The organism is Hydrogenophaga sp. PML113 (assembly GCF_001777155.1).
Classification (GTDB): domain Bacteria; phylum Pseudomonadota; class Gammaproteobacteria; order Burkholderiales; family Burkholderiaceae_C; genus Hydrogenophaga; species Hydrogenophaga borbori.
Genome location: NZ_MIYM01000013.1, coordinates 39,709 through 65,287, shown reverse-complemented (window position 1 = coordinate 65,287; position 25,579 = coordinate 39,709). Strand labels below are relative to the sequence as shown.

Sequence of the window (25,579 nt, the reverse complement as noted above, 5' to 3'; positions counted from 1 at the left end):
GCCCTCGGCTCGCCCATCCGCTGCATGTGAAGCAAAAAAACCCGAGAGAGCCTCAGACAGTCAAGTGCGCCTCCAGCCGCTCGCGCCCCAGCTCCGCCATCGCCCCTTCGAGCACGCATTCCCCGCGGTCCAGCACCAGCACCTCGTCGGCCACCGCCTCCAGGAAGGACAGGTTCTGCTCCACGATGAGGAAGCCCGCGCCCTGGCGGCGGCGTTCGGCCACGCAGGCCGCCATGCGGTGGATGTTCTCGGGCTGCACGCCCTCGGTGGGCTCGTCCAGCACGCTCAGCGCCGCCGCCGCGCCCAGGATGCGCACGAAGGACAGCAGCTTGCGCTCGCCGCCGCTGAGCGAGCCGGCGCGCTGGGCCCGCCGCTCCCGCAGGCGGGGAAAGGCGTCGAGGTAGGCCTCGTAGGCCTCCAGGCCGCGCGCGCGCCGGTGCAGCCAGAGGTTCTCCTCCACGCTCAGGTCGCCGAACACCACGTTCTCCTGCGGCGCCAGCGCGATGCCCAGGCCCCAGCGGGCGTGCGCCGGCACCCGCGCCAGGTCGCGGCCCTGCCAGTGGATCCGGCCTTCGCGCAGCGGCAGCTGGCCCGCCAGCGCGCGCACCAGGGTGGTCTTGCCCACGCCGTTGCGGCCCAGCACGCCCAGCACCTGGCCCGGCCGCACGCGGCCGCTCAGGCCGCGCACCACCATGGTGTCGCCATAACCGCAGACCACCCCCTCGAAGCGCAGCCCCTCGGCCGCCGTCGCGCTCATTTGTGCCCTCCCGCGTAGACCGCGCGCACGCGCGGATCGGCCTGCACCTCGCGCAGGCTGCCGCGCGCCAGCAGCCGGCCCTGGTGCAGCACGAAGACCTCGTCGGCCAGGGCCGCGACGGCGTCGATGTCGTGTTCGATCAGCAGCGCGGCCGCGCCCAGGCGCCGCACCGCCGCCTGGATGGCCTCGGCCATGTGCCGGGTCTCGGCGCTGGACAGGCCCGCGCAGGGCTCGTCCAGCAGCACCAGGCCGGGTTCGGGCAGCACGGTCATGAGGAACTCCAGCGCCTGCCGGTGGCCCTGCGACAGCGCGCCGGCCGGCACCCCCCACTGCTCGCGCAGGGCGGGGAAGCGCGCCAGCAGCTCGTCTTGCAGCGGGGTGGTCCAGCGGTGGGCCGCCAGGCCGAGCGCGTCGCGCGCCGACAGCCGCCCGGCCCAGACCGCGATCAGCAGGTTGTCGCGCACGCTCAGCTCGCGGAACACCGTCGGCACCTGCATCTTGCGGCCCACGCCCTGCGCGGCCACGCGCCAGGTGGGCCAGCCGGTGACGTCTTCGCCGCCCAGCCGCAGGCGCCCGCCGCGCACCGGCAGGCGCCCGGTGAGCGCGTTGAAGCTGGAGGTCTTGCCCGCGCCGTTGGGGCCGATCACCGCGCGGATGCCGGGGCCTTGCAGGTCCAGGGACAGGCCGTCGAGGATGCGCACGCCGTTCTGCGCCACCGAGAGTTCGTCGATCGCCAGCGACAGGTTGGACACCGGCGCGCGCCGCGCGGGCGCCGGCGTGCGCGGGCCTTCGGCCGGGGCGGCGGCGGCGCGGCGCGCGCGCAGCGTGGCCACCAGGCCGGCCAGGCCGTCGGGCAGGTAGCGCACCACCAGGATGAAGACCAGCGCCACCAGCACCTCCCAGAAGGCGATGCGGTCGCGCAGCTCGGACGAGGCGTAGCCCACCACCACCGCGCCCAGCAGGGCGCCCAGGGGACTGAGCTTGCCGCCCACCGCGGCCCAGATGACGAACTCGGTGGCCAGCACGAAGCCCATGGCCACCGGCGTGACGATGCCCTGGTGCGCGGCGAACAGCCCGCCGGCCAGCGCCGCCAGAGCGGCCGCGAGCGCGAAGGCGGCGGCCTTCATGCGGTCGGTGGCGTAGCCGAACAGCTGCAGGCGCTCCTCGTCTTGCGCGATCGCGTGCCACAGCACGCCAATGGGCCGGCGCAGCAGCGCGCCCAGCAGCGCCGTGCTGGCCAGGGCCGCGGCGGCCACCACCCAGTAGAGCGTGCTGAAGCGCTCGGTGCCGGGCAGGTCGGGCACGCCGGACAGGCCGTTGAAGCCGCCGGTGACCGAGGACCACTGCTGCGCGACCAGGAAGCCCAGCATGGCCGCGGCCAGGGTGATGAGCGAGAAGTACGGCCCGCTGCGCTGGCTGCGCGCGAACACCAGCCGCGCCAGCGCGTAGGCCAGCAGCGCGGGCAGCAGCACCGCCAGCGGCAGCGCCAGGATCCAGCCGGTCTGCGCCTCGGCGGCCTTGAGCGCGCCGCCCGCCAGGTAGGCGCCCAGGCCGAAGAACAGCGACTGCCCCAGCGGCAGGAAGCCCAGGCGCCCCCAGCACAGGGCCACGCCCTGGGTGGCGATGCCGTAGATCAGGAACAGCGCGACCTGGTAGGCCAGGAAGCCGTCGCCCAGCACCGGCACGGCGATCAGGCCCAGGGCGAGCAGGACCAGGGGCAGCAGGGGGCGCGGGCCCGGGCGTGTCGTCGACGGCATGGCGTTGGGGGCGGCCTCAGCGGCGCGAGAAGAGTCCATTCGGTCGCAGCCACAGGAAGAGCATGGACAGCACCAGCACCACCGCGTAGCCGCTGGTCTGGCCCGAGACGCTGCTCACCACCGACTGCGTGCCGCCGATGACGCCCACGCCGCCGACCAGGCCGCCCAGCGAACCCAGGCCACCCACCACGAGCACGAAGAAGGCGTCGAGCAGGTAGTCCACGCCGATGCCGGGCTCGATGCGGATCAGCGGCGCCAGCAGCACACCCGAGAGCCCGGCCATGACCACGCCGACCACGAAGGCCTGCGAGGCCAGGCGGCGCGTGTCGATGCCCAGGGCCTGGGCCAGCAGCGGGTTGCCGACCATGGCCCGCACGCGCAGCCCCACGGCGCTGCGCCGGTACCAGACGAACAGGAACAGGATCACCCCCACGCTGAAGGCGATCAGCCCCAGCCGGTAGGCGGGGTACTGCAGGCCGGCCAGGTTCATGGGCATGGCCAGCTCGCTCTCGACGTTGCGGTAGCCCTTGCCGAACACCGCTTCCACGCTCTTGCGCATCAGCATGGCCAGCGCCCAGGTGGCCAGCAGGGTGTCAAAGGGGCGCTGGTACAGCGGGCGGATCAGCCAGCGCTCCACGCCATAGCCCAGCGCGCCGCAGACCGCCATGGCCAGCGGCACCGCCGCCAGCAGCGGCCAGCCCCAGGACTGCACCGCGACCACGGCGTAGGCGCCGAGCATCACGAACTCGCCGTGCGCCATGTTCATCACCCCGAGCAGGCCGAACACCACGGCCAGGCCCAGCGTGGTCAGCGCCAGCGTGGCCAGTTCGTAGGCGATGTTGAGCAGGTGCAGCAGCAGGCCCGGGTCCATGCGCGGTCAGACCTTGCAGGTTTGTCCCGCGCCGATGCGCGGGAAGGTCTTGACGACGCGGAAGCCCTTGTCGGTGACGTCGGCGACGAACACGTCCTGCTCCACGTGGCGCGCACGCATGGTGACGGTGCCACGCGGGCCCTGGTAGCTCGCGCCCTCGCTGGCGGCGTCCATCTTGGCCACGTCCAGCGACTTGGCCTTGGTGGCGATGGCCTGCAGCATCAGGAAGCCTTCGTAGACCGATTCGGTGAGCGTGCTCAGCCCCGGGGCCTGGGCGCTGAAGCGCTGGTTGAAGCGGTCCAGGAAGGCCTTGGCCGCGGGCGCGGTGGAGCCGGCGAAGTAGCCGGTGCTGGCGTAGAGGTTGCGCGCGTTGGCGGCGCCGATGCCGGCCAGCGTGTTCTCTTCGATCAGCGTGCCCAGGCGCAGGGCACGATCGCTCATGCCCAGGCCGGCGAAGGCCTTGTTGAAGCTGACCGAGGCGCCGCCCACCAGCGAGACCAGCACCGCGTCGGCGCCGCTGTCGCGGATGCGCGCCAGGCTGGAGTCGAAGTTGTCGACCGTGAACGGCAGGTACTCGTCACCCACCACCTCGGCGCCGGTCTTCTGGATGTAGCCCTTGGCGGCGGCGTTGGTGTTGCGGCCCCAGACGTAGTCGTTGCCGATCAGGTACCACTTCTTGGGCTTGCGCTCGGCGGCGATCCAGGGGATGACCGGCTCCAGCTGCTGCGAGGGCGTCTCGCCGTTCATGTAGGTGCCCTTGGCGCACTCGCCGCCTTCGTAGACCGGCGTGTAGAAGTAGGGCACCTGGCCCTTGAAGAGGTTGACCAGCGCGCCGCGCACCGCGCTGTCGTGCATGCCGATGACGGCGCCCGCGCCCGCGCCGCGCCACAGCTTGAGCGCCGACTGCGCGGCCTCGGCTGGCGCGGCGCCGGCGTCGCCGAAGGCCAGCTTGAGCGGGCGGCCCAGCACGCCGCCCTGGGCGTTGATGACCTCGGCGGCGAGCTCGGCGCAGGCCTTGGCGGTGGGGCCGAAGAGGCCGGCGGGGCCGCTCTGCGGGATCATGACGGCCACCGTCAGGGGGCTGGCGGCCATGGCCGCGCGGCCCAGGCCCAGGGTGGCGGCCAGGCCGGCGGTGGCTTGCAGGAGGGCGCGACGGTCCATGGAGAACTCCTCGGAAGAAAGTGAAGGGACGGTGGGGAGGGGAAACGCCTGGGCGTTCAGGGCGCTGGGGACGCGATGGGGCGCGCCGGTGGGAACAGGTCCTCGACGGACGCCGCGATCGCCAGCAGCGCGCGGTCCGCGCCGATGGGCGCGTCCAGCGCCAGGCCGATGGGCAGGCGGCCGTCGAAGCCGATCGGCAGCGTCACGCCGGGCAGGCTGGCGTTGCTGCCCGGGTCGGTGTTGCGGATGAAGGTGGGGAAGGTCGGCAGGCGCTGGCCGTTGAGTTCGACGGTCTCGTCCTCGCCGATGGCGGCGGCGGTGCGCGGCGTGGTGGGGAACACCAGGGCCTGCACGCGCGCGGCGCGGAAGGCCTCGGTGTAGAGGGACTGCAGGCGCCGGCGCGAGGCCAGCGCCTGCTCGTACAGCGCGGGCGGAATGGCGCCGCCGGCCAGCAGCGGCTGGCAGGCCGCCGCCACGTCGGGGCTGGCGATGGCGGCCACCAGCGCCTCCAGGCCCACGCCGCGCTGCGTGGTCTCCAGGTAGGCGCGCATGTCGCGCACGAATTCGTACAGGGCGATGGGGAAGCCGGCCGCGTCGTTGGCTTCGCTGAGGCCGGGCAGGGCCACGTCGACCAGTTCCACGCCGGCCTCGGCCAGGGCCTGCAGGGCCTGGTCGGCGCAGGCCCGCACGGCGGGCTGCAGGTCGTCCCAGAAGCGCTCGCGCGGCACGCCCAGGCGCAGGCCGCGCAGCGGCGTGGGCACCAGCCCGGGGGCGGCGCCGGTGAGCACCGCGTCCAGCGTGGCGCAGTCGCGGATGTTCAGCGCCAGCGGCCCGGCGGTGTCGCGCGTGCTGGAGATCGGCGCCAGGCCCTCGCCGGGCACGCGGCCCACCGTGGGCCGCAGGCCGGCCACGCCGCACAGCGCGGCCGGCACCCGCACCGAGCCGCCGGTGTCGGTGCCGATGGCCGCCGGCACCACGCCCGCCGCCACCGCCGCGCCGCTGCCGCCGCTGCTGCCGCCCGGGATGCGGGACGGGTCGCGCGGGTTGTGCACCGCCTGCGTGACGGCGTTGTTGTTGGTGATGCCGAAGGCCAGCTCGTGCATGCCCACCTTGCCGGCGATGAGCGCGCCGGCGCCGCGCAGGCGCGCCACCAGCGCGGCGTCCTGGCGCGGGTGCAGGCCGTGCAGCGCGCGCGTGCCGGCGCCGCAGGCGAAGCCCAGGGCGTCGATGTTGTCCTTCAGCGCCACGGGGATGCCGAGCAGCGGCAGGCGCTCGCCCGCGCGCAGCCGCTGGTCCGCCGCGTCGGCCTGCGCCAGCAGCCCGGCCTCGTCGAAGTCCACGTAGATGTTCAGGGCGCGCGTGGCCTGCGTGCGCGCGATGCAGGCCTGCGCCAGCTCGCGGCTCGACAGCTCGCGGGCGTCGAGCGCGCGCCGCAGCGCGTCCAGGGATTGACCGATGAGTTCCATGCCAGCTCTCCAACGATGGCCCGAGGCTAAGTGGCACCGCCGCGGGCCGCACCTAACAGGATTGCTAGGCCGCCGGGTCGGTGGGCGGGCCGACCCTCGGGTCAACCACGATGACGCCGGCCCGGGGCGCCGCTAGGCTTGCGCATGCTTCTTGCATGAGTGCGCGCCATGTTCCTGTCCTCGTCCCAGACCAAAGCCCTGTCCCAGGTGATGTGCCTCACGGCCGAAGCCACGGACGCCGATCTGCTGCGCGAGCAACTGGCGCTGCCCATGCTGTCGCTGCTGAACGCCGACACCTACGTGTCGATGGCCTGGAACACCGGCATGCGCCGCTTCGAGCGCGCCAAGGCCTTGAACATGTCGCTGGAGCACCTGCGTTCCTGGGACGACTACTACCGCTTCATCGACCCGCTGACCCAGCCCATGATGCAGCGGCGCCGCCCCACGGTGGCCACGCAGGTGATGCCGCAGTCCGAGCTCTCGCGCACCGAGTTCTTCAACGACTTCCTGCAGCGCGACCGCATGCACTGGGGCGTGAACGTCTACTTCCACGCGGGCGACACCTGCGTGGGCGATTTCCGCATCTGGCGCCACAAGGACCGCGGCAATTTCACCAGCCACGAGATCGAGGCGCTGCGGCTGGTGGAGCCGGCGGTGACGGCCGCGCTGGCGCGCACGCGCGGCGAGGCCTCCGAGGCGCCCGCGCCGCGCGTGGCCGATCAGGTGGAGCGCCTGATGCGCCAGCCCGCGCAGCTGAGCCGGCGCGAGGCCGAGGTGGCCTGGCTGGTGAGCAGCGGCTGCCCCGACAAGGAGATCGCGCGCCAGCTCAAGGTGCAGTTCCCCACCGTGCGTTACCACCTGGGCAACGCCTTTCGCAAGCTGCAGGCCGACAACCGCGCCGGCCTGGCCGCGCGCGTGCAGTGCCTGCTGGACGGCGACCCGCTCGCGCACGCGGCCTGGGAGCCGCGCGGGGTGCCGCTGGGCTGAGCTCAGGCCCCGGCCTGCCAGGGGGGCGGGGCCCAGGGGAGGCTGAGGTTGGCCAGGCCGAGCTCGCGCGGCGAGGCGGCGCCCATCAGGGTGAGCGTGCGTTCGAACTCGGTGCCGATCAGCTCCAGCGAGCGCGCCGCGCCGGCCTCGCCGTCGGCGGCCAGGCCCCACACGGCGGGGCGGCCCACGAACACGCCGCGCGCGCCCAGCGACAGGGCCTTCACCACGTCGCTGCCGCGGCGGAACCCGCTGTCCACGAACACCGGCAGGCGGCCGTCGACGGCCTGCACGATGCCCGGCAGCACCGAGATGGTGGAGGGCGCCGCGTCCAGCTGGCGCCCGCCGTGGTTGGAGACGATGAGGCCGTCGACGCCCTCGCGCGCGGCGCGCGCCGCGTCGTCCTTGTGCAGCACGCCCTTGATGAGCAGCGGCCCCTGCCAGAGGCGGCGCAGCCAGGCCAGGCTGTCCCACACCAGGGTGCGGTCCATGGCGCGCGCGAGCAGGGCCGCCTGCACCTGGGCCGACGCGGCGCCGCCGGTGCGTTCCGACAGGTTGACGAAACCCGGCGCGCCGTGGCGCGCCATGCCCAGGGACCAGCGCGGGTGGCTGGCCAGGTCCCACAGCGTGCGCGGCCCGGGGCGAAAGGGCAGCTTGAAGCCGTTGCGCACGTCGCGCTCGCGCAGGCCGCTCACGGGCACGTCGACGGTGAGCACCAGGGCCTCGAAGCCCGCGGCGGCGGCGCGGCGCACGATCTGTTCGGCGATGGCGCGGTCGGACATCACGTAGAGCTGCATCCACTGCGCGGCCTCGGGCGCGGCGGCGCGCACCGCTTCCAGGCGCGCGTTGGAGGCGGTGGACAGCACGAAGGGCAGGCTCTGCGAGGCCGCGGCGCGCGCCAGCAGCACGTCGCCGTTCGGCCGCACCAGGCCGTTGAAGCCCACCGGTGCCACGCCCAGCGGGCGCTTCCAGGTGCGCCCGAAGACCTCCACCGAGGTGTCGATGGCGCTGGTGTCGCGCAGGCAGTTCGGCACCAGGCGCAGCGCGGCCAGGTCGCGGGCGTTGTGGTCCAGGCAGCGCTCGTCCTCGGCGCCGCCGTCCACGTAGTCGGCAACGAAGCGCGGCAGGTAGCGCCGCGCGCGCTCACGGACATCGTCCATGCGCAACCAGCTCATGCGTGTTCTCCTCGAATCCCGGGCCCCGTCGGCCGGCGGCGCGATGGTACGGAGCCGCCGCGCGCGGCCGTATCGATGGCTCAGCTGTTGCACATCGACGCGGGCCATGAGCGCGGCGCACAATGCGGCGCACCGCCACCCTCCGAAAGCCCCGCGTGCGACGCCTCGTCCTGCTGCTCCTTCTCGCGCCTCTCGCCACCGCCGCCGCGGCCGACGAGATCGGCTCCGTCGACACCGTGTTCAAGTTCATCGGTCCCGACCACAAGATCGTGGTCGAGGCCCACGACGACCCGGGCGTGCAGGGTGTGACCTGCTACATCTCGCGCGCCCGCACGGGCGGCATCAGCGGCGCCCTGGGCCTGGCCGAGGACAAATCCGAGGCCTCCATCGCCTGCCGGCAGGTGGGGCCGATCGCCATTCCCAAGCCGATCAAGGCGCAGGAAGAGATCTTCAGCGAGCGCACCAGCCTGGTCTTCAAGCGCCTGCGCATCGTGCGCATGGTGGACCCGAAGCGGCACTCGCTGGTCTACCTCACGTACTCGGACCGCCTGATCGAGGGCTCGCCTCAGAACTCGGTGGCGGTGGTCGCGGTGGACCGCGGCACGGCGATTCCGCTGCGCTGAGCGCGGCGCCGCGCGCGCTACAGCAGGCCCGGGTTGCGCTGCCAGACCGAGAAGCTGAGCGCGGTGGCGAAACAGACCCAGGCCAGGTAGGGCGCCAGCAGCACGGCCGCCAGCGGCCGGATGCGCGCGAAAACCGCCATGGTGGCGACGATGAGCGCGACGAGGAGCAGGATCTCGATGAAGGCCCACTGGCCTTGCCGCCAGGCGAAGAAAAGCCAGGTCCACGCCGCGTTGGCGGCGAGCTGGGCGAAAAACAGCACATAGGGCGTGGCGCCCGCGTCGAGGCGGCGTGCGCGCCACACCAGCCAGGCCGACAGGCCCATCAAGACGTAGAGCAGTGTCCAGACCGGACCGAACAGCCAGGGCGGTGGCGCCCAGGCGGGGCGGTCCAGGCTGAGGTAGAAGGCCGGCGCGCTGGCCGAGGCGATGGCGCCGACGCCGCCCGCCGCCAGGGTGAGCAGCAACCAGAAGGCCAGGCTGGGCAGGCGGGAACCGGTGTCCGGGGAGGTGGTGTTCATGGGGATAGGGGGCAATCGGTGTGCCGGCTGTGGGGGCTCACACCGAGCCGGCGTGTTCCACCACCAGGATGCGCGCGGCGCCGCGCGGATGCGCCACGTGCTCGCAGCCCACGTCGGCGAAGAACACGTCGCCCGTCTCCAGCACCACCATGGATTCGACACCGCCGACGCGGTAGTGCATTTCCACCACGCCATCGAGCACGGCGAAGACCTCCTGCCCGTCGTTGACGTGCCAGCGGTAGGGCTGGTCCGTCCAGTGCAGGCGGGTGGTGATGCCGTTCATGCAGGCAATGTCGAGCGCGCCCCAGGCGCGTTCGGCGCGGTACTCCTTTGCGCGGACGATCTTCATGGTGGCTTGACTCCTTCAGGCGCCAGGGCGGATTCTGGCGGAGCTTGTCGGCCGGGAACAGACAGGGGGCGACTTGCCCGACGGCCCCGCCGGGGGGATGGGGGAAATTGGCCGACACTGCGGGGTCCATGCCCACGCCACCGCACCCGCCCACCGTTCTGGCCCGCATCGGCGGGTTCATTCTGGACGCCGCGCAGGCGCGCGGGGTGGAGCTGCCTGTGCTGCTGGCGCGCACGGGCTTCGATCCGGCGGTGCTGGACGAGGCGGACGCGCGCATGGCGCTCGCACAGGAAGACGCGCTCTGGGACACGGCGGCCGAACTGGCGGGCGATGCCGGCTTCGGTCTGTGGGCGGCCACGCGCATCCGCCCTGGCGCCTTCGACGCGCTCGACTACGCCGTGCGCACCGCCCCGGACCTGCTGAGCGCCCTGCAGCGCCTGGCGCGCTACAACCGCCTGGTGCATGACCTGGCGAGCTTTCGCGTGATCGACGAGGGCACGCGCGTGGCGGTGGAGCACGGCTTTGCCGCGCCGGGCCAGGCGCCGGGCTGGCAGGCCAGTGACTTCACCCTGGCCTCGCTGCCGGTCGTGGCCTCGCAGATGCTCGGCCAGCGCGTGGCCGCGCTGGCGGTGGAGGTGGCGCACGCGGCGCCGATTGATGCGCGGCCCTACGTGCAGGCGTTCGGCGTGACGCCCCGGTTCGACGCACCGGTGTCGAAGCTGGTCTTCGACGCCGCCCTGCTGCGCCGGCCGCTGCCCAACGCAGACCCGGGCCTCTCGCGCATCGTCACGGCGCACGCCGATCGCCTGCTGGCCGAGCGCGCGCCCGGCGGTATCGACGGCGGCGTGGTGGCGCAGGTGGGCCAGCTGATCGGCGAACGCATCGCCAACGGGCCGCCCAGCCTGGGCGAGATCGCCCGCGCCCTGCACACCAGCGAGCGCGGCCTGCAGCGGCAACTCGAGGCGCAGGGCACGCGGTTTTCCGAACTGGTGGACCGGGTCCGGCATGAACTTGCCTTGCGCTACCTGGCCGACCGCCGCCTGGCGCTGGGCGAGGTGGCCTACCTGCTGGGCTATGCCGAGCCCAGCCCGTTCCACCGGGCGTTCAAGCGCTGGACCGGTAGGACGCCGGCGGCGGCCCGGCGGGAAAGCCCGCGGCGGCACTGAGGGCGTTCGCATGGCTCAACGGGCGCGCGCGGCCAGGCGTTCCCGCAAGAAGTCCAGCACGCGCGGGGCGACCTGGCCGGGGCATTCCAGGTGCGGGTAGTGTCCCGCGCCCTCGACGAGCATCAGCTCGGCGCCGATGCCCTGCGCCAGCCAGCGCGCCTCGGCCGTGGCGTCCGCGAAGTCGGGGTCTCGCGTGCCCATCACCACCAGGGCCGGCACGCGGCTGTCGGGCAGCATGGCCTCGGTGTCGGCCTTGGACAGGCCCACCATGGCGCGCAGCGCGTCCATGCGGCCGGGTTCGCGCAGGTTGCGGCGCAGGGCCTCCCTGGCCTCGGCATGGTCCGGCGGGCGGCGCAGCGGAAACAGGCTGTTCCAGTAGGCCATCCAGAAGGCCAGGCGCCAGGGGCCGGCGAAGCCGAGGCGCAGCACGGCCCGCATCAGCGGATTCGGCGGCGCATCGCGCACGATGGGGCCGAGCAGCACCACGCCGTCCACCCCTTGCGGCGCCTGGCGCGCGGCCCACAGTGCGGCGCCGGCCGCGAAGGAGTTGCCCAGCACGATGGCGGGCCCGCTGCGCAGGTGCTCGATGAGCCGCACCACGTCGCGGCCGACGGCGCGGGCCGACAGCTCGGACCACGAGGCGGAGGAATCGCCGAAGCCGCGCACGTCCAGGGTGAGCACGCGCCAGCCGGCCGCCACCAGGGCGGGGCGCAGCGCGCGGTATTCGCCGCGCAGGTCGCCCATGCCGGGCACGCAGACCACCACGGGGCCCGCGCCACCTGTGTCGTCGTAGGCCAGGCGCCCGCCTTCGGTGTCGAGAAAGCGGGTGGGCAGCGGGGTGGCGGCGCTCGCCGCCGGGGCGTCCATCGCCGTGGCCAGGGTGATGCGGGAAAGCATGTCGATCTCGGTGTGTGTCTGGAGGGCCCCAGTGTGCGGCGCGGCGGCCCGGCCGGCGATGACCTCGGGCGCCAGCCTCTTGACGCGAGACGACAAGGCGCGGCCTTGGCCTACACGGCCGGGGCCCGGCGGTGTCCGACAATCCCCCCATTCAAGCGCTCAGGAGATTGCCGATGGACGAGACCACCCCCCGGATGACCAACCTGTTCCTGCAGTTGGGGCTCGATGCCGGCGAGCGGGAGATCGCGGGCTTCATCCAGGCCCACCAGCTGGCGGCGGACGTGGCCCTGTGCGACGCCCCGTACTGGAACGAGGCCCAGCGCCAGTTCCTGAGCGAACAGATCAAGGCCGACGCCCCCTGGGCCCTGGTGGTGGACCAGTTGAACGAAGCGCTGCACGAGGACGCGGTCCGGCGCCGGGCCGAGCGCGGCTGAGGCGCGCCGCTCAGCCCACCTGGATATCGGCCTTCACGTTCAGGGCCCGCCGCAGCGCATCGCCCACCGGCGAGTGGGCCTCGGCCCAGTGCACCAGCTCGCGCAGCGTGGGCTCGGGCACGCCCGGGGCGGCGATGCGCACGCTGAGCACCACGTCCAGCGGCCCGGCCGCCACGCCCTCGGCGCCGAGCAGGCCGCGGTTGTCCGAGCGGCTGCCCACGGTCACTTCCAGCTGGCTCAGCTCGATGCCGAGCTGGGCCGCGCGCAGGGCGATCATGGTGGCGTCGCAATTGGCCAGCGCGGCGCGCAGGTACCAGCCCGGCGTGGGCGCGCTGCCGCCGCCGCCGATGGGCGCCGGCATGTCGGTGATCAGCGTTTCCCCCTTGGGGCCCACGGCCTTGCAGCGCAGGCCCGATTCGAGGGTGGCCACGGCCGGTTTGTCCTGGGACAACGCGTCCTGCGGCCGCTCCGCGAAGTGCTTCGCGAGCTGTTCCACGGATTGGCGGATGTGTGCTGCGCTCATGGGTCCACTCCTGGCGGCGCGGGGCCGGTTGGGGAACATGCGGGGAGAGCCGGTGCGGATGATGGCAGCCAGCGGCGGGCGAGCCAAGCCCGCTCGCCGGCGCCTGGCCTGGCCTGCGCTCAGTGCGCGCCCGCCGCCGCTTCCGCCGCGGCCGCCGAGGGCGCGCCGTCGCGCCGGGGCACGCGCGTCAGCCACACCAGCGGGATCAGCGCCAGGAACAGCATGGACGACAGCCAGAAGATGTCGTTGGCGGCCATGGTGAAGGCCTGTTGCTGCAGCATCCGGTCGATGGCGGCCAGGGCCTGCGGCTGCGTCATGCCGCCGTTGGCCAGGCCGGCCAGCGCCGCCTGCGCGGCCGGGCTGCCGTGGTTGATGGCCTCGGCCAGGTGCGCGTGGTGCAGGGCGGCGCGGCTCTCCCACACCGTGGTGGCCACCGAAGTGCCCACCGCGCCGAAGGTGATGCGCACAAAGTTGGACAGGCCCGCCGCCGCCGGGATGCGGTCGGGTGTGAGGCCCGAGAGCGTGAGCGTGTTCAGCGGAATGAAGAAGAAGGCCACCGCCACGCCCTGCACGATGGTGGGGATGAGGATGGTGTTGAAGTCCGCCTGCGTGGAGAAGTGCGAGCGCATCAGCATCACCAGGGCGAACACGCCGAAGGAGAAGGTGACGTAGCGGCGCGCGTCCACCTTCGCGATGGTGCGGCCCACGAAGGGCGAGAGCACGATGGCCAGCAGTCCCACCGGCGCGGTCACCATGCCGGCGTCTGTGGCGGTGTAGCCCATGAACTGCTGCAGCCACAGCGGCAGCAGCACCACGTTGCCGAAGAACAGCCCGTAGGCCACCGAGACGGCCATGGTGCCGGCCCAGAAGTTGCGGCCCTTGAACAGCTTCAGGTCCACCACCGGGTGCTCGTCGGTCAGCTCCCAGGCGATGAAGAAGGCGAAGCCGACGACCGCCGTGAGCGCCAGGCCCACGATCAGCGGCGAGGCGAACCAGTCGTGCTCCTTGCCCAGGTCCAGCACCATCTGCAGGGCGGCGATCCACACCACCAGCAGCGCCAGGCCGATGCGGTCGATGGGCAGCTTGCGCACCGCGCTTTCGCGGCGGTGGTAGACGCGCCAGATGAAGAAGGCCGCCAGCAGGCCCACCGGCACGTTGATGTAGAAGATCCAGGGCCAGGCGATGTTGTCGGTGATCCAGCCGCCCAGCAGCGGGCCCATCACCGGCGCCACCAGCGTGGTCATGGCCCAGGCGGCCATGGCGCGGCCGGCCTGCTCGCGCGGGTAGCTCTGCAGCAGCAGCGCCTGCGACAGCGGGATCATGGGGCCGGCCACGAAGCCCTGCAGCACGCGAAAGGCGATCAGCGTGGGCATGTTGGGTGCCAGGCCGCACAGCAGCGAGGCCAGCACGAACAGCAGCACGCTGGTCACGAACAGCCGCACCTGCCCCAGGCGCTGCGTGAGCCAGCCGGTGAGCGGCACGGCGATGGCGTTGGCCACCGCGAAGCTGGTGATGACCCAGGTGCCCTGGTTGGGGCTGACGCCCAGGTCGCCAGCGATGGCGGGCAGCGAGACGTTGGCGATGGACGTGTCGAGCACGTTCATGAACGTGGCCGCCGAGATGGCGAGCGTGCCCCACAGGCGCGCGCTGCCTTCGAGCGGCGGGTGCGCGCCCGCGGGCGGCGTGCCCGGCTTCGCGGGGGCCGCGCCGGGCGCGGCGGCGGTGTCGGCCATGGTCAGAGCGCGCGCTGGGCGAGGGTGGAGGCGCCGAGGTTGGCCTGGATGATGCGCCGCACCAGCGCGTCGGCGTCGGCGCCGGCGTGCTCGAAGGCCTGGGTGGCGGCGTGCGCGGCGGTGGGCGCGCTGGCCAGGGTCTTGCCGTCCTGCTGGCGCACGTTCACCGTCGCTTCCATCGACAGGCCCACGCGCAGCGGGTGCTGGTCGAGCTGGCCGGGGTCGAGCGCGATGCGCACCGGCACGCGCTGCACCACCTTGATCCAGTTGCCGGTGGCGTTCTGCGCCGGCAGCAGGGCGAAGGTGGAGCCGGTGCCCACGCCCAGACCGACCACCTGGCCGGTGTAGCGCACGTCCTTGCCGTAGACGTCGGCGGTGAGCTCGACGGGCTGGCCCAGGCGGATGTGGCGCAGCTGCACCTCCTTGAAGTTCGCGTCCACCCACACCTGCTGCAGCGGCACCACGGCCATCAGCGGCGTGCCGGCGGCCACGCGCTGGCCGAGCTGCACGGTGCGCTTGGCGACGTAGCCGTCCACCGGCGCGGGCAGCGTCAGGCGCTGCGTGGCGAGCCAGGCCTCGCGCACCTTGGCGGCGGCGGTCTGCACCTGCGGGTGCCGCTCGACCGAGGTGCCCTCGGTCATGGCGCGGTTGCTGGCGAGCTGTTCGCGCGCGGCGGCCAGCGCGGCCTCGGCGGCCGACTGCACGCTGCGCGCGGCCGCGAGCTGGGCCTCGGCGTGCTGCAGCTCTTCCTTGGAGACGGCGCCGTTGCCGGCCAGCGACTGGCGGCGGTTGAGGTCATCGCCCGCGCGCGCCACCTCGTTGCGGGCCTTGGCCACGTCGGCCTGGCGTGCCGCCACCTGGGCGTCGAAGGCGCCGTTGTCGGCGTAGAGCTTGCGCACCTGGCGCACGGTCTGCGCGAGCTGCGCCTCGGCCTGTTCGAGCGCCAGCGTGGCGTCGGCCGGGTCGAGTTTCACCAGGGGCTGGCCGGCTTTCACGAAGTCGGTCTCGTCGGCCAGGATGGCCTGCACGGTGCCGCCGATCTGCGGCGTGATCTGCACCACGTCGCCCTGCACGTAGGCGTTGTCGGTGGTTTCGTAGTGGCTGGCGATCAGCCATTCGTAGGCGCCGGCGGCCAGGCCGCCCAGCACCACCACGGTGGCGATGGCGAGCAGGGCTTTCTTGCGGCGCGGGTTGCCGGCGGGGGCGTTCGGGGCCGTTGCGGTGTTCGTGCTCATGGTGAAGGAGGGGGTGTTGGGCTTCAGGGTTGTTCGGTGGACGCGCGCCAGCCGCCGCCCAGGGCCTGGGCCAGGTTCACCTGGGCCTGCAGGGCGCGCGTGCGCAGGTCGACGTCGAGGCGGCGCTGGGCCAGCACGGCGGTTTCGGCGGACAGCAGCTGCAGGTGGTTGGACAGGCCCGCGCGGTAGCGCTGCTCGGCGATGGAATAGGCCGATTCGGCCGATTGCAGGGCCTGCTGCTGCTGGGCGCGCTGCTGGGCCACCGAGCGCGCGGAGGCGAGCTGGTCGGCCACCTCGTGCACGGCCTCGATGACGGCGGCGTTGTAGCTCTCGATGGCGGTGTCGAGCTCGGCGTTCTTGCCGCTCAGGTTGGCGCGCAGGCGCCCGCCATCGAAGATCGGCAGGCGCACGGCCGGTCCGATGCCCCACTGCCGGGCGCCGCCGCTGAAGAGCTGGTCGAGCCCGATGCTGGACAGGCCGACATAGGCCACCAGGTTGATGTTGGGATAGAACTGGGCGCGCGCGTTGTCCACCTCGCCGCGCGAGGCCTGCACGCGCCAGCGCGCGGCGGCCACGTCGGGGCGCCGGCCGAGCAGGTCGGTGGGGATGGCCCGGGGCTCGGGCAGCGGGCGCAGGCCGGCCAGGCGCGGCGCCTGGGGCGCCGGGTCCTGCGTGGGCTGGCCGCTCAGCGCCGCCAGCGCGTGGCGCGTGAGCTGCATCTGCTCGCCGATGGCCTCGATCTGCTGGCGCGCCTCGGGCACGGCGCCCTCGCTCTGGCGCTGTTCGAGCACGCCGTCCAGCCCGGCCGAGACGCGCTGATTGACCAGGGCCAGCATGCCCTCTCGCTGCGCGAGCGCGCGCTGCGCCAGTTCGTACTGGTCCTGCAGGCGCGCCAGCTGCACGTAGCCGCGCACCACGTTGGTGGCCAGCAGCGTGCGCGCGGCGGCGGCTTCGGCCTGCGCGGCCTGGGCCGTGCCCAGGGCGGCGTCGAGCGCGGCGCGGTGCTTGCCGAAGAAATCGATTTCCCAGGAGCCGTTGAGCTGCAGCGTGGCCGTGTCCTCGACGCTGCCGGCCAGCGGCGGGGGCACCATGCCCTTGGCGGTGAAGCGCTGGTGCGTGGCGTCGAACTGGCCGTTGAGCTGCGGGCCGCTGGTGGCGTCGACGCCGTCGACGGCGGCCATGGCCCGGGCCACGCGCGCCTGCGCCACGCGCAGGTTCGGGTTGCCCTGCAGGGCCTGCTCCACCAGGCGGTCGAGCTGCGGATCGCCGAGCGCGCGCCACCACTGGGGCTCCACCGGCGCCACCTCGGCGGCGGCGCGCGATTCGCTCAGGCCCAGCGAGGCGGCGTCGCGCAGCTGCGCGCTGGACGGCGTGGTGCCTTGCATGCTGGCGCAGCCCACGAGCGCGGCGGCGGCCAGGGGCGCGAGCAGCCAGCGGCTCTTGAAGGAACGGTTCATGCGCGCTCCTTCGTGGCCAGCGTTTGCGCGTTGGCCAGCATGCGCCGCAGCAGCGACTTCAGCGTGTCGAACTCCTCGCGCGTGAAGCCGGCCAGCAGCTCGTTCTGCACCTTGCACAGCGCGCTGGGGATGTGTCCGGCGGTGGCGCGTCCTTCGGGCGTGAGCTCCAGCTTCACCACGCGGCGGTCGGCGGCCGAGCGCTCGCGCTGGATGAAGCCCTTCTCTTCCAGCCGGTCGATCATGCGCGTGGTGGCGCCGGTGTCGATGCGGCATTCGCGCGCCAGCTCGGACGAGGTGCTGGCCATGGCCATGTGCAGCTTGAACAGCGGCATCCACTGGGCCTCGGTCAGGCCCAGGGGGGCGAGTTCGCGCTCCACCTCGTTCGCGCTGGCGACGAGGATCTGGCGCATCAGCCGGCCCACGGAGTCGTCCGGGCGCAGGGTGTCGGGGTGGTAGAAGGCCGTGTCGCCGGCCGGGGAGGGGGGTGGGTGTTTCATGGCTGGGCAGGAATTTAACTGCCTAGGCAGTTATTGACCAGGCATTAAATCACTGCGAACAGGGGTTTTCCGGCCGGGGGGCGGCAATGACGGCCTTGCGGACAGGGGCTTTCTCGGCTACTTAGTGGCTGGCGCGCGGCCGGCACGCGCCTTGCCGGCCGCCACGCCACCCGGGGAGGCCCTCAACACCGCCACAGGAGACGCCCATGCCCATCGACACCTTCGATGCCATCGTCGTCGGCGCCGGCCAGGCCGGTCCGGCCATCGCCGCGCGCTGCCACCGCGAAGGCCTGCGCACCGCCGTCATCGAGCGCGCCGAATTCGGCGGCACCTGCGTGAACCACGGCTGCATCCCCACCAAGACGCTGGTGGCCAGTGCGCGCGCCATCCACCTGGCGCGGCGCGGCGAGGAGTTCGGCTTCGCCACCGGCCGGTTGCGGGTGGACTTCGCGCGCGTGATGGCGCGCAAAGAAGCGGTGGTGGCCCAGTCGCGCGAGGGCGTGGAGCAGTGGATGCGGGGCCTGGACAAGGTCGAGGTGATCCTGGGCGAGGCCCGCTTCGTCGCGCCCGGCCGCCTGCGCGTGGGCGAGCGCGAGCTGCGGGCGCCGCGCATCTTCCTCAACGTCGGCGCGCGCGCCGCGCGCCCGCCGCTGGACGGCATCGACCGCGTGCCCACGCTGGACAACCAATCGATCCTGCGGCTGGACACGCTGCCCCGGCACCTGGTGATCATCGGCGGCAGCTACATCGGCCTGGAGTTCGCGCAGGTGATGCGCCGCTTCGGTGCCCGGGTGACGGTGGTGGAGAAGTCCGCGCGCCTGCTGCCGCGCGAGGACGAGGACGTGGCCCAGGCGATCCGGGAGATCCTGGAGCGCGAGGGCGTGCGCTTCGAGCTGGGCGCGGAGTGCATCGCGCTGGCGCCGCGCCAGAGCGGCATCGCGGTGGGCGCGCGCTGCGAGCGCCGGCCGCCGCGCCTGGTGGGCAGCCATGTGCTGCTGGCCGTGGGGCGCCAGCCCAACACCGAGGGACTGAACCTCGGCGCGGCCGGCATCGAGGTGGACCCGCGCGGCCACATCCGCGTGGACGAGCAATGCCGCACCAGCGCCGAGGGCGTGTGGGCGGTGGGCGAATGCAACGGCCGCGGCGCCTTCACGCACACCGCCTGGAACGACCACGAGGTGGTGGTGGCCAACCTGTTCGATCAGGACCCGCGCCGGCTGTCGGACCGCATCGAGGCCTACGCGCTCTACACCGACCCTCCGCTGGGCCGCGTGGGCCTGGCCGAGGCGAAGGCGCGCGAGAGCGGGCGGCCGCTGCTGCGGGCCACCCTGCCCATGCACCGCGTGGGCCGCGCGCGCGAGGCCGGCGAAACACAGGGCCTGATGAAGGCGGTGGTGGACGCGCAGACCCGCCAGCTGCTGGGCGCGAGCCTGCTGGGCTACCGCTGCGACGAGGCCGTGCACGGCCTGCTGGACCTGATGAGCCTGAAGCAGCCGGTGGACGGCCTCATCCGCTCGATGCCGATCCACCCGACGGTGTCGGAGTTGCTGCCGACGCTGCTGCAGGCGCTGGAGCCGGTGAAGGACTGAGCGCCCGGGGCCTCAGGCCAGGCAGCGGCGCAGCGCCCCGGTCAGGGCGTCCACCTCGTCCGCGCGCAGGGCGATCAGTTCCAGGGTGAGCACGCCTTCGGCCACGCCGTGTTCCATCACCCAGACCGGCGGGTCCTGCCGCCGCAGCGCCTGCGCGGCGGCGCGCGCCGCTTCGGCGCCGCCCGCGAAGCGCAGCCGCACGCGCGGGACGGGCGCGCCCAGAGGGTCGGGCATTCGCATGGCCTGCACGCCGGGCAGGCCGCCCAGGGCGTCCACGGCCTGGCGCACCTTGGCTTCCTGCTGGCGCGACCAGGCGCCCAGGTCCAGCGCGCGCCGCTCGTGCAAGGCCGCGAGCACGCCCACCAAGGCCTCCTTGCTCGGCTTCATGGCGCGGCCGATGCCCTTCTGCTGCGCGCGCACCGCCTCGATGAAACCGGCCTCGCCCACCACCAGGCCTGCCGTTGGCGCGGCCAGGTACTTCTGCGCGCTCAGCACCACGGCGGCCGGCTGCAGCGCCACCAGCTCGCGCACGCGCAGGTCCTGCGCGGCACCGTCGATGACCACGGGCACGCCGGCCGCGCGCGCGGCCTCGGTCGCGGCGGCGAAGTCGAACGCCGGGTCGCGCGTGAGGCGCGAGGACACCAGCAGCAGGCAGCCCACCTCGGGCGCCGCCAGCGCGGGCAGCCAGTCGTCGGCGGTGCAGCGTTCGGGCTGGCCGCAGGCGCGCACCGTGCCGCCGGCCAGGCGGATGTCGGTGGCCAGCGGGTGGCCGTAGTCGATCAGGTGCGGCGCGGGCACCACCACCGCGCGGCGCAGGCCTTCGCTGTCGGGCAGCTGCGCGATGCGCCGCGGGTCCGTGCCCGCCATGGCCGCCGCCACGCACAGCGTGATGCCCGCCGCCGCGCAGTGCACCACCGTGCCCGCCGCCGCGCCGCTGAACGCGGCGAGTTCGCGCGAGGCCAGGTCCTGCCATTCGTCGATGACCAGAAAGCGCTGCAAGGCCCAGGCCGTGGCCTCGGCCACCGCGGGCGAGGCCCGCGACACGCCCACGGGCGTGAAGGTGCCGGCGGCGTTGAGGGGCTGGTCGAACGGCGGCAGTCCGTGCAGCAAGGCTGGTGTGGTGGTCATGGCAGCTAGGGGATTCCCCAGGAACGATTCGCTTTGTCAATCATTCTGACAAGCCTAGATTGCGCGGTTCCCCTCAATTCACCGGAGACCCGCCATGACCCCCCGCCCAACCCCCGCGCTGCGCCGACTCGGCCAATGGCTGATGCCGCTGCTGGCCCTCGGCGGCGCCATGCCCCTGGCCGCGCAGACCTGGCCCACCCGCCCGGTGACGCTGGTGGTGGGCACGCCGGCGGGCGGCGCGGTGGACGTCTATGCCCGCACGCTCGGCGAGCAGCTGGCGCGCCAGACCGGCGGCACCTTCGTGGTCGAGAACCGCGCCGGCGCCAACGGCAACCTCAGCGCCGAGCAGGTGCGCAAGGCCGCGCCCGACGGGCACACGCTGTGGATCAGCACGCAGGCCATGTTCACCATCAACCCCTCGGCCTACCCGGCGCTGCCGTGGAAGCAATCGGACTTCAAGCCCATCGCCAAGGGCGTGGAGAGCCCGCTGGTGCTGGTCGTGCACCCCTCGGTGCCGGTGGATCGGCTGGCCGATCTGGGCCCCTGGCTCAAGGCCCACGCGGACAAGGCCGCCTACGCCTCGTTCAGCCCGGGCACGCCCTCGCACTTCCTGGGCTTCCAGTTCAGCGAGCGCCTCAAGGTGCCCATGGTCCACATCCCCTACAAGGGCTCGGCACCGCAGATCACCGATCTGCTGGGCGGCCAGGTGCCGCTGGGCTTCACGCAGCTGCAGAGCGCCCTGCCGCACGTGCAGAGCGGCAAGCTCAAGGCCCTGGCGGTCACCTCCGCCCAGCGCTCGCGTTTCCTGCCGCAGGTGCCCACGCTCGCGGAGCTGGGCCATGGCGACCTAAATACCACGGTGTGGTTCGGCCTGATGGCGCCCGCCGGCACGCCGCCGGCGGTGACCGACGCGATCATGGCGGCGGCGGTGAAGGCGCAGGCCGACGCCGGCTACAAGGGCAAGCTCGAAGCCCAGGGCTTCGACGTGCCGACCGAGAGCGGCGCGGCGTTCGAGAAGACCATCGCCACGGAAACCGCGCGCTGGGCGCAGGTGGTCAAGGCCACGGGGTTCAAGGCGAATGACTGAGCGCGTGGACACCGCCGCGCCGGCCGCCCCGGGGCTCGACTTTTTTGCGCAGCTCAGCGTGCAGGTGGGGCCGGTGCACGAGATCGGTCCCACGCCGGCCGGCAACCGGCGCGTCATTCCCATCACGGGCGGAACGGTGCGCGGCGACGGCTGGACGGGGCGCGTGCTGCCGGGCGGGGCCGATTTCCAGGCCATCGTGACGCCCTCGCTGGCGCGGCTGGACGCGCGCTACGTGCTCGAGACCGACGGCGGCGACCTCATCTACGTCAGCAACCAGGCGATTCGCGTGGCGCCACCGGCGGTGACCGCGAGCCTGGTGCGTGGCGAGCCGGTCGATCCCTCGCTGGTGTACTTCCGCTGCGTGCCCGCGTTCGAGACCTCGTCGGCCGCGCTGGGCTGGATCAACGAGCGCCTCTTCGTCGGCAGCGGCGTGCGCCACCCGGACCGCGTGGACATCGCCTGCTTCGCGCTGCGCTAGGCTCAGGCGCGGCGCGCCGCGCCGGACCAAGGACCGCCGATGGACATCCGCCAGCTCAAGTACTTCGTCGGCATCGCCGAGGCCGGCAGCCTGACCGAAGCCTCGCGGCGCCTGCACATCGTGCAGCCCGCGCTGAGCCAGCGCCTGGGCGACCTGGAGCGGGGGCTGGGCGTGAAGCTGGTGGTGCGCGGCCGCGTGGGCACCGCGCTCACGCCGGCCGGCACCGAGCTGTACGAGCGCGCCAAGCGCATCCTGCGGCAGATCGACTACGCGGCCGCGGCCACGCGCGAGAAGGCCGGCGTGGTGGAGGGCGTGCTCAGCATCGGCCTGCTGCGCAGCCTCTCGCCGCTGCTCAGCGCGCGGTTGTTCGGGGCCATCCGCGAAGCGATGCCGGGCGTGCAGCCGCAGATTCGCGTGGGCTACTCGGCCGAACTGGAGCGCCTGCTGCACAAGGGCGAACTGGACATGGCCACGCTGGTGTCGGCCACGGCCGTCGAGGGGGCGCGTGGCACGGCCTTTTCGGAGCGCTTGGCCCTCGTGGGCTCGCGCGAGCGGCTGCGCGCGCTGCCGCGGCGGCCGCGGCTCCAGGACGCGCTGGCGGTCGAGCTGCTGCTGTCGCCCATGCAGCCGGCGCACCGCCTGGTGATGGACGCGTCCGAGCGCCTGGGCCTGTCCCTGCGCATCCTCGGCGGCATCGAGGACCTGTCGTCGATGCTGGAGCTGTGCGAGCAGGGCGTGGGCGCGACCATTCTCTCGACCTTCGCCGCGCGCCGCGCCGTGCAGCGCCCGGGGCTGATCGCGCTGCCCATCGCCGAGGGTGGGCTGGAGCGGCATGTGCGCATCGCCATGGCGCCCGAGGCCGGCTGGTCCGAGGCCATGCTGGTGGGCGAGTCCCTGCTCGCGCGCCTGTTGTCCGAGGCCGTCAAGCGCTCTTGATGCTCTCGTTCGGGTAGCAAGGAGTCCTTTGGTGGTCGGGTCCCGGGTCGATCCATTGCGCAACGCAATGGCGGCCTCATGACAAAGTATTGGCCGCGCGGACACCGCGCTGACACAGTGCGACCTCCCGATCACCCAGAGGAGACACTGTGAAGCACCCCATCCGCCAGGCCCTGACGCTGGGCCTCCTGGCCGCCCCGGGCCTGAGCGCCCTGGCCCAGGACGTCGGCCTCTACGGCATCGCCGACCTGTACGTCGGCAGCATCCGCGGCAGCGACTCGCGCACCGTGGTGAACGAAGGCGGCAACGCGGTCTCGCGGCTGGGCTTTCGCGGCAAGGAGGACCTGGGCGGTGGGCTGTCGGCCCACTTCGTTCTGGAAATGGGCCTCACCATGGACAACGGCACCATCCCCTTGGGTGGCGGTTTTGGCCGCCAGTCCTTCGTGGGCCTGCAGGGTCCGTGGGGCACCGTCGAGGCCGGGCGCCAGTACACGCCGCTCTTTTTCAACCTGCTGGCCACCGTGCCATTCGGCATGAACGCGAACTGGGCCCCGGTGCAGCTCGCGGGCAGCGTGGACAGCCAGCCCGCGGCCGCGCGCACGGTGGGCCTGGCGATGCGCCAGTCCAACCTGCTGCGCTACCGCTACGGCGGCGGTCCGCGGGCCAAGGGGCTGCGCGTGGACGTGGCGGTGGCGCCGGACGAAGGCGCCGCCGGCCTGGGCGGCATCCTGGCCTTCGGCGCCAGCTACCGCGGCGAGCGCTACTTCATCGGCTACGCGGCCCAGCGCCTGGACAGCGGCAGCGCCGCCGCCACGCCGTTCCACAACCAGACCCAGGGCCTGAACGGCAGCTACGCGATCGGCGGCCTCACCCTGTCGGCCGCCTACCTGGTGTCGGACAGCACCGCCCCCGGCGCGCGCCGCGCGGCGCACACCGTGCTCGGCGCCGCCTACGACCTGGGCCCGCACCGCTGGATGGCCGAGCTCAACCGCCGCGACCTGCGCAACAGCCCGAACGACGCCCAGGCCATGGCGGTGGGCTACGACTACCGGCTGAGCAAGCGCACCACGCTGTACGGCCGTCTGCTGCGCCTGAACAACCAGGGCACGGCCGCGAACACGCTGGCGCTGGCCCCGGTCACCGCCGGCAGCGGCGACGACGTGCGCGCCCTGGCGCTGGGCATCCGCCACAACTTCTGAGCCCATGCGCCGACCCAACTTCCTGGTCATCGTCACCGACCAGCACCGCGCCGACCACCTGGGCTGCTACGGCCACCCGGTGCTGCGCACGCCGCACATCGACGCGCTGGCCGCGCGCGGCACGCGCTTCGAGCGCTTCCACGCCGCCAGCCCGGTGTGCATGCCCAACCGCGCCTCGCTGCTCACGGGGCGTTACCCATCGGCGCACGGGCTGCGCGTCAACGGCGCGGCGCTGTCGGTGCGCGCCACGACCTTCGTCGAGCAGCTCCGGCGCGCCGGCTACCGCACGGCCAGCATCGGCAAGAGCCATGTGCAGCCCATGACGGACCGGCCGGCCGAAGGCGGCGCGGCGGCGCCCGCCGTCGACGCCTGGAAAGACGACGGCGGCGACTACACGCAGGAACAGCCGGGCCACTACGCGGGCCTGGACCGCCACCCGTTGCACACGCCGTACTACGGCTACGACGAAGTGGACCTGGTGACCTTCCATGGCGACCAGGCGGGCGGCCACTACCTGCAGTGGCTGCGCCGCCACCTGCCGCAGGCCGATCGGCTGCGCGATCGCGCGAGCCAGCTGCCACACGGCTACGTGTGCCCGCAGGCCCACCGCACCGCGATCCCTGAGGCCTTCTACCCGACGAGCTACATCCGCGACCGCGCGGTCGACTTCCTGCGCGGCACGCGCGGGCAGGAACAGCCCTTCTTCGCCTTCGTGTCCTTCCCCGACCCGCACCACCCCTTCACGCCGCCCGGCCGCTATTGGGGGCTGTACGACCCGGCGGACTTCACGCTGCGTTTGCCCTACGAGGCGCACCAAAACCCGCCGCCGCCGATCGGCTGGTGCCGCGAGCGTTTTCTGGACGGCAGCCGCCAGCGCCAGGGCCCGCACGACGCCTTCTTCGCCACCGAGCGCGAGATCCGCGAGGCCATGGCGCTGAGCGCCGGCATGATCGCCATGATCGACGACGCGGTCGGCGACATCGTGCGCGCGCTCGACGACAGTGGCCAGCGCGAGGAGACGGTGATCGTCTTCACCTCGGACCACGGCGACTACCTGGGCGACTTCAACCTGATGCTCAAGGGCGCGCTGGCCTCGCGCGGCATCACGCGCGTGCCCTTCATCTGGTGCGACCCGCGCCAGCCCGCGCCGGCGGTCAGCCAGGCGCTCGCCTCCACCATCGACATCGCGCCCAGCGTGCTGGCGCGCGCCGGCGTCGAGGCCTACGGCGGGCTGCAGGGCCGCTCCCTGCTCGGCTGCCTCGACGGCCAGGGCCGCGGGTGGGACGCGCTGCTGATCGAGTACCAGGACAGCCGCACGCGCCAGGGCTTCCAGCGCCCGGCCTGCGTGCGCAGCCTGCTGACCGAGCGCCACCGCCTCAGCGTCTACCAGGGCGAGTCCTGGGGCGAGCTGTACGACCACCAGCAGGACCCCGGCGAGACCTACAACCTCTGGGACGCGCCCGGGCACCGCGATACCCAATCCCAACTGATGCAACAACTGCTGCGCAAGATGCTCGCCGCGGTGGACAGCAGTCCACCAGCGCGCTACGCGGCCTGAA

The 25,579-nt window shown here is 73.2% G+C and carries 25 protein-coding genes; 10 read left to right on the top strand and 15 right to left on the bottom strand.

The window, feature by feature from the left end:
- Window positions 1-52 precede the first annotated feature (52 nt).
- The 5 genes from BHU06_RS19580 to iaaH are packed head-to-tail and all read right to left on the bottom strand — an operon-like array spanning window position 53 to window position 6,012.
- Window positions 53-757, bottom strand: coding sequence for an ABC transporter ATP-binding protein (locus BHU06_RS19580; RefSeq protein ID WP_070400901.1), 705 nt, complete (start codon window positions 755-757; stop codon window positions 53-55).
- Complete coding sequence (locus tag BHU06_RS19575) at window positions 754-2,553, bottom strand: ATP-binding cassette domain-containing protein (protein WP_083293324.1); 1,800 nt, start codon at window positions 2,551-2,553, stop codon at window positions 754-756. The genes BHU06_RS19580 and BHU06_RS19575 overlap by 4 nt, the downstream gene beginning before the upstream one ends.
- Window positions 2,531-3,385 carry a branched-chain amino acid ABC transporter permease gene (locus tag BHU06_RS19570; RefSeq protein WP_070400900.1) on the bottom strand — a complete coding sequence of 285 codons (855 nt, stop codon included), beginning with the start codon at window positions 3,383-3,385 and terminating at the stop codon, window positions 2,531-2,533. The genes BHU06_RS19575 and BHU06_RS19570 overlap by 23 nt, the downstream gene beginning before the upstream one ends.
- Before the next feature lie 6 nt (window positions 3,386-3,391).
- Window positions 3,392-4,546 (bottom strand): substrate-binding domain-containing protein, encoded by a 1,155-nt coding sequence (locus BHU06_RS19565; protein WP_070400899.1) that lies wholly within the window; start codon window positions 4,544-4,546, stop codon window positions 3,392-3,394.
- A 56-nt stretch (window positions 4,547-4,602) separates the two neighbouring features.
- Entirely contained in the window at window positions 4,603-6,012 is a 1,410-nt protein-coding gene (gene iaaH, locus BHU06_RS19560) for an indoleacetamide hydrolase (RefSeq protein ID WP_070400898.1), read from the bottom strand.
- A 168-nt stretch (window positions 6,013-6,180) separates the two neighbouring features.
- Here iaaH and BHU06_RS19555 point away from each other — a divergent pair, with 168 nt between their 5' ends.
- Window positions 6,181-6,999 carry a helix-turn-helix transcriptional regulator gene (locus BHU06_RS19555; RefSeq protein WP_070400897.1) on the top strand — a complete coding sequence of 273 codons (819 nt, stop codon included), beginning with the start codon at window positions 6,181-6,183 and terminating at the stop codon, window positions 6,997-6,999.
- Window positions 7,000-7,001: 2 nt separating this feature from the next.
- On the opposite strand, the gene BHU06_RS19550 is transcribed toward BHU06_RS19555, so the two are convergent.
- Complete coding sequence (locus BHU06_RS19550; protein ID WP_070400896.1) at window positions 7,002-8,171, bottom strand: alpha-hydroxy acid oxidase; 1,170 nt, start codon at window positions 8,169-8,171, stop codon at window positions 7,002-7,004.
- A 155-nt stretch (window positions 8,172-8,326) separates the two neighbouring features.
- Between BHU06_RS19550 and BHU06_RS19545 the strand changes: the two genes are divergently transcribed.
- Window positions 8,327-8,794, top strand: a complete 468-nt coding sequence (locus BHU06_RS19545) for a CreA family protein (protein ID WP_139147122.1) — start codon at window positions 8,327-8,329, stop codon at window positions 8,792-8,794.
- A gap of 17 nt (window positions 8,795-8,811) precedes the next feature.
- On the opposite strand, the gene BHU06_RS19540 is transcribed toward BHU06_RS19545, so the two are convergent.
- Together BHU06_RS19540 and BHU06_RS19535 are read right to left on the bottom strand one after the other, a co-directional pair.
- Window positions 8,812-9,312 carry a TspO/MBR family protein gene (locus tag BHU06_RS19540; RefSeq protein WP_070400894.1) on the bottom strand — a complete coding sequence of 167 codons (501 nt, stop codon included), beginning with the start codon at window positions 9,310-9,312 and terminating at the stop codon, window positions 8,812-8,814.
- 37 nt (window positions 9,313-9,349) lie between these two features.
- Complete coding sequence (locus tag BHU06_RS19535) at window positions 9,350-9,661, bottom strand: cupin domain-containing protein (RefSeq protein ID WP_070400893.1); 312 nt, start codon at window positions 9,659-9,661, stop codon at window positions 9,350-9,352.
- 128 nt (window positions 9,662-9,789) lie between these two features.
- Here BHU06_RS19535 and BHU06_RS19530 point away from each other — a divergent pair, with 128 nt between their 5' ends.
- Window positions 9,790-10,827 carry an AraC family transcriptional regulator gene (locus tag BHU06_RS19530; RefSeq protein ID WP_070400892.1) on the top strand — a complete coding sequence of 346 codons (1,038 nt, stop codon included), beginning with the start codon at window positions 9,790-9,792 and terminating at the stop codon, window positions 10,825-10,827.
- A 15-nt stretch (window positions 10,828-10,842) separates the two neighbouring features.
- On the opposite strand, the gene BHU06_RS19525 is transcribed toward BHU06_RS19530, so the two are convergent.
- On the bottom strand, window positions 10,843-11,724 hold the full coding sequence (locus BHU06_RS19525; protein ID WP_083293323.1) for an alpha/beta fold hydrolase: 882 nt from the start codon (window positions 11,722-11,724) through the stop codon (window positions 10,843-10,845).
- Window positions 11,725-11,897: 173 nt separating this feature from the next.
- Here BHU06_RS19525 and BHU06_RS19520 point away from each other — a divergent pair, with 173 nt between their 5' ends.
- Window positions 11,898-12,158, top strand: coding sequence for a DUF2789 domain-containing protein (locus BHU06_RS19520; protein WP_070400891.1), 261 nt, complete (start codon window positions 11,898-11,900; stop codon window positions 12,156-12,158).
- Window positions 12,159-12,168: 10 nt separating this feature from the next.
- Here BHU06_RS19520 and BHU06_RS19515 read toward each other — a convergent pair whose 3' ends face one another.
- From BHU06_RS19515 to BHU06_RS19495, 5 genes are all read right to left on the bottom strand, one after another.
- Complete coding sequence (locus tag BHU06_RS19515) at window positions 12,169-12,681, bottom strand: OsmC family protein (RefSeq protein WP_070400890.1); 513 nt, start codon at window positions 12,679-12,681, stop codon at window positions 12,169-12,171.
- A gap of 119 nt (window positions 12,682-12,800) precedes the next feature.
- Window positions 12,801-14,414 (bottom strand): DHA2 family efflux MFS transporter permease subunit, encoded by a 1,614-nt coding sequence (locus BHU06_RS19510; protein ID WP_254668201.1) that lies wholly within the window; start codon window positions 14,412-14,414, stop codon window positions 12,801-12,803.
- 2 nt (window positions 14,415-14,416) lie between these two features.
- A complete protein-coding gene (locus BHU06_RS19505; protein ID WP_070400889.1) occupies window positions 14,417-15,649 on the bottom strand; it encodes an efflux RND transporter periplasmic adaptor subunit in 1,233 nt (410 codons plus the stop codon).
- Between the two features lie 23 nt (window positions 15,650-15,672).
- Window positions 15,673-17,106: an efflux transporter outer membrane subunit gene (locus BHU06_RS19500; protein ID WP_070400888.1), complete on the bottom strand. Its 1,434-nt coding sequence runs from the start codon at window positions 17,104-17,106 to the stop codon at window positions 15,673-15,675.
- Window positions 17,103-17,603 (bottom strand): MarR family winged helix-turn-helix transcriptional regulator, encoded by a 501-nt coding sequence (locus tag BHU06_RS19495; RefSeq protein WP_070400887.1) that lies wholly within the window; start codon window positions 17,601-17,603, stop codon window positions 17,103-17,105. The genes BHU06_RS19500 and BHU06_RS19495 overlap by 4 nt, the downstream gene beginning before the upstream one ends.
- Window positions 17,604-17,809: 206 nt before the next feature.
- On the opposite strand from BHU06_RS19495, the gene BHU06_RS19490 reads away from it, so the two are divergent.
- Window positions 17,810-19,192 carry an FAD-containing oxidoreductase gene (locus BHU06_RS19490; protein ID WP_070400886.1) on the top strand — a complete coding sequence of 461 codons (1,383 nt, stop codon included), beginning with the start codon at window positions 17,810-17,812 and terminating at the stop codon, window positions 19,190-19,192.
- 12 nt (window positions 19,193-19,204) lie between these two features.
- Here the strand turns inward: BHU06_RS19490 and BHU06_RS19485 are convergent, their stop codons facing one another.
- On the bottom strand, window positions 19,205-20,320 hold the full coding sequence (locus BHU06_RS19485; RefSeq protein WP_070400885.1) for a hypothetical protein: 1,116 nt from the start codon (window positions 20,318-20,320) through the stop codon (window positions 19,205-19,207).
- Between the two features lie 94 nt (window positions 20,321-20,414).
- On the opposite strand from BHU06_RS19485, the gene BHU06_RS19480 reads away from it, so the two are divergent.
- From BHU06_RS19480 to BHU06_RS19460, 5 genes are all read left to right on the top strand, one after another.
- Window positions 20,415-21,407 carry a tripartite tricarboxylate transporter substrate binding protein gene (locus BHU06_RS19480; RefSeq protein WP_070400884.1) on the top strand — a complete coding sequence of 331 codons (993 nt, stop codon included), beginning with the start codon at window positions 20,415-20,417 and terminating at the stop codon, window positions 21,405-21,407.
- Window positions 21,400-21,885, top strand: a complete 486-nt coding sequence (locus BHU06_RS19475) for a DUF3237 domain-containing protein (RefSeq protein WP_070400883.1) — start codon at window positions 21,400-21,402, stop codon at window positions 21,883-21,885. The genes BHU06_RS19480 and BHU06_RS19475 overlap by 8 nt, the downstream gene beginning before the upstream one ends.
- A 39-nt stretch (window positions 21,886-21,924) precedes the next feature.
- Window positions 21,925-22,821, top strand: coding sequence for a LysR family transcriptional regulator (locus BHU06_RS19470; RefSeq protein ID WP_070400882.1), 897 nt, complete (start codon window positions 21,925-21,927; stop codon window positions 22,819-22,821).
- A 149-nt stretch (window positions 22,822-22,970) separates the two neighbouring features.
- Window positions 22,971-24,020 (top strand): porin, encoded by a 1,050-nt coding sequence (locus tag BHU06_RS19465; RefSeq protein WP_083293321.1) that lies wholly within the window; start codon window positions 22,971-22,973, stop codon window positions 24,018-24,020.
- Between the two features lie 4 nt (window positions 24,021-24,024).
- Window positions 24,025-25,578: a sulfatase gene (locus BHU06_RS19460; RefSeq protein ID WP_070400881.1), complete on the top strand. Its 1,554-nt coding sequence runs from the start codon at window positions 24,025-24,027 to the stop codon at window positions 25,576-25,578.
- The last annotated feature ends 1 nt before the right edge of the window (window position 25,579 follow it).

Coding starts and splice junctions, on each gene's coding strand:
- BHU06_RS19540 (WP_070400894.1), bottom strand. CDS start 9,312: ATGAACACCACCTCCCCGGACACCGGTTCCCGCCTGCCCAGCCTGGCC.
- BHU06_RS19475 (WP_070400883.1), top strand. CDS start 21,400: ATGACTGAGCGCGTGGACACCGCCGCGCCGGCCGCCCCGGGGCTCGAC.
- BHU06_RS19485 (WP_070400885.1), bottom strand. CDS start 20,320: ATGACCACCACACCAGCCTTGCTGCACGGACTGCCGCCGTTCGACCAG.
- BHU06_RS19490 (WP_070400886.1), top strand. CDS start 17,810: ATGCCCATCGACACCTTCGATGCCATCGTCGTCGGCGCCGGCCAGGCC.
- BHU06_RS19555 (WP_070400897.1), top strand. CDS start 6,181: ATGTTCCTGTCCTCGTCCCAGACCAAAGCCCTGTCCCAGGTGATGTGC.
- BHU06_RS19480 (WP_070400884.1), top strand. CDS start 20,415: ATGACCCCCCGCCCAACCCCCGCGCTGCGCCGACTCGGCCAATGGCTG.
- BHU06_RS19460 (WP_070400881.1), top strand. CDS start 24,025: ATGCGCCGACCCAACTTCCTGGTCATCGTCACCGACCAGCACCGCGCC.
- BHU06_RS19565 (WP_070400899.1), bottom strand. CDS start 4,546: ATGGACCGTCGCGCCCTCCTGCAAGCCACCGCCGGCCTGGCCGCCACC.
- BHU06_RS19550 (WP_070400896.1), bottom strand. CDS start 8,171: ATGAGCTGGTTGCGCATGGACGATGTCCGTGAGCGCGCGCGGCGCTAC.
- BHU06_RS19510 (WP_254668201.1), bottom strand. CDS start 14,414: ATGGCCGACACCGCCGCCGCGCCCGGCGCGGCCCCCGCGAAGCCGGGC.
- BHU06_RS19575 (WP_083293324.1), bottom strand. CDS start 2,553: ATGGACTCTTCTCGCGCCGCTGAGGCCGCCCCCAACGCCATGCCGTCG.
- BHU06_RS19525 (WP_083293323.1), bottom strand. CDS start 11,724: ATGCTTTCCCGCATCACCCTGGCCACGGCGATGGACGCCCCGGCGGCG.
- BHU06_RS19505 (WP_070400889.1), bottom strand. CDS start 15,649: ATGAGCACGAACACCGCAACGGCCCCGAACGCCCCCGCCGGCAACCCG.
- BHU06_RS19495 (WP_070400887.1), bottom strand. CDS start 17,603: ATGAAACACCCACCCCCCTCCCCGGCCGGCGACACGGCCTTCTACCAC.
- iaaH (WP_070400898.1), bottom strand. CDS start 6,012: ATGGAACTCATCGGTCAATCCCTGGACGCGCTGCGGCGCGCGCTCGAC.
- BHU06_RS19535 (WP_070400893.1), bottom strand. CDS start 9,661: ATGAAGATCGTCCGCGCAAAGGAGTACCGCGCCGAACGCGCCTGGGGC.
- BHU06_RS19530 (WP_070400892.1), top strand. CDS start 9,790: ATGCCCACGCCACCGCACCCGCCCACCGTTCTGGCCCGCATCGGCGGG.
- BHU06_RS19515 (WP_070400890.1), bottom strand. CDS start 12,681: ATGAGCGCAGCACACATCCGCCAATCCGTGGAACAGCTCGCGAAGCAC.
- BHU06_RS19500 (WP_070400888.1), bottom strand. CDS start 17,106: ATGAACCGTTCCTTCAAGAGCCGCTGGCTGCTCGCGCCCCTGGCCGCC.
- BHU06_RS19470 (WP_070400882.1), top strand. CDS start 21,925: ATGGACATCCGCCAGCTCAAGTACTTCGTCGGCATCGCCGAGGCCGGC.
- BHU06_RS19580 (WP_070400901.1), bottom strand. CDS start 757: ATGAGCGCGACGGCGGCCGAGGGGCTGCGCTTCGAGGGGGTGGTCTGC.
- BHU06_RS19520 (WP_070400891.1), top strand. CDS start 11,898: ATGGACGAGACCACCCCCCGGATGACCAACCTGTTCCTGCAGTTGGGG.
- BHU06_RS19570 (WP_070400900.1), bottom strand. CDS start 3,385: ATGGACCCGGGCCTGCTGCTGCACCTGCTCAACATCGCCTACGAACTG.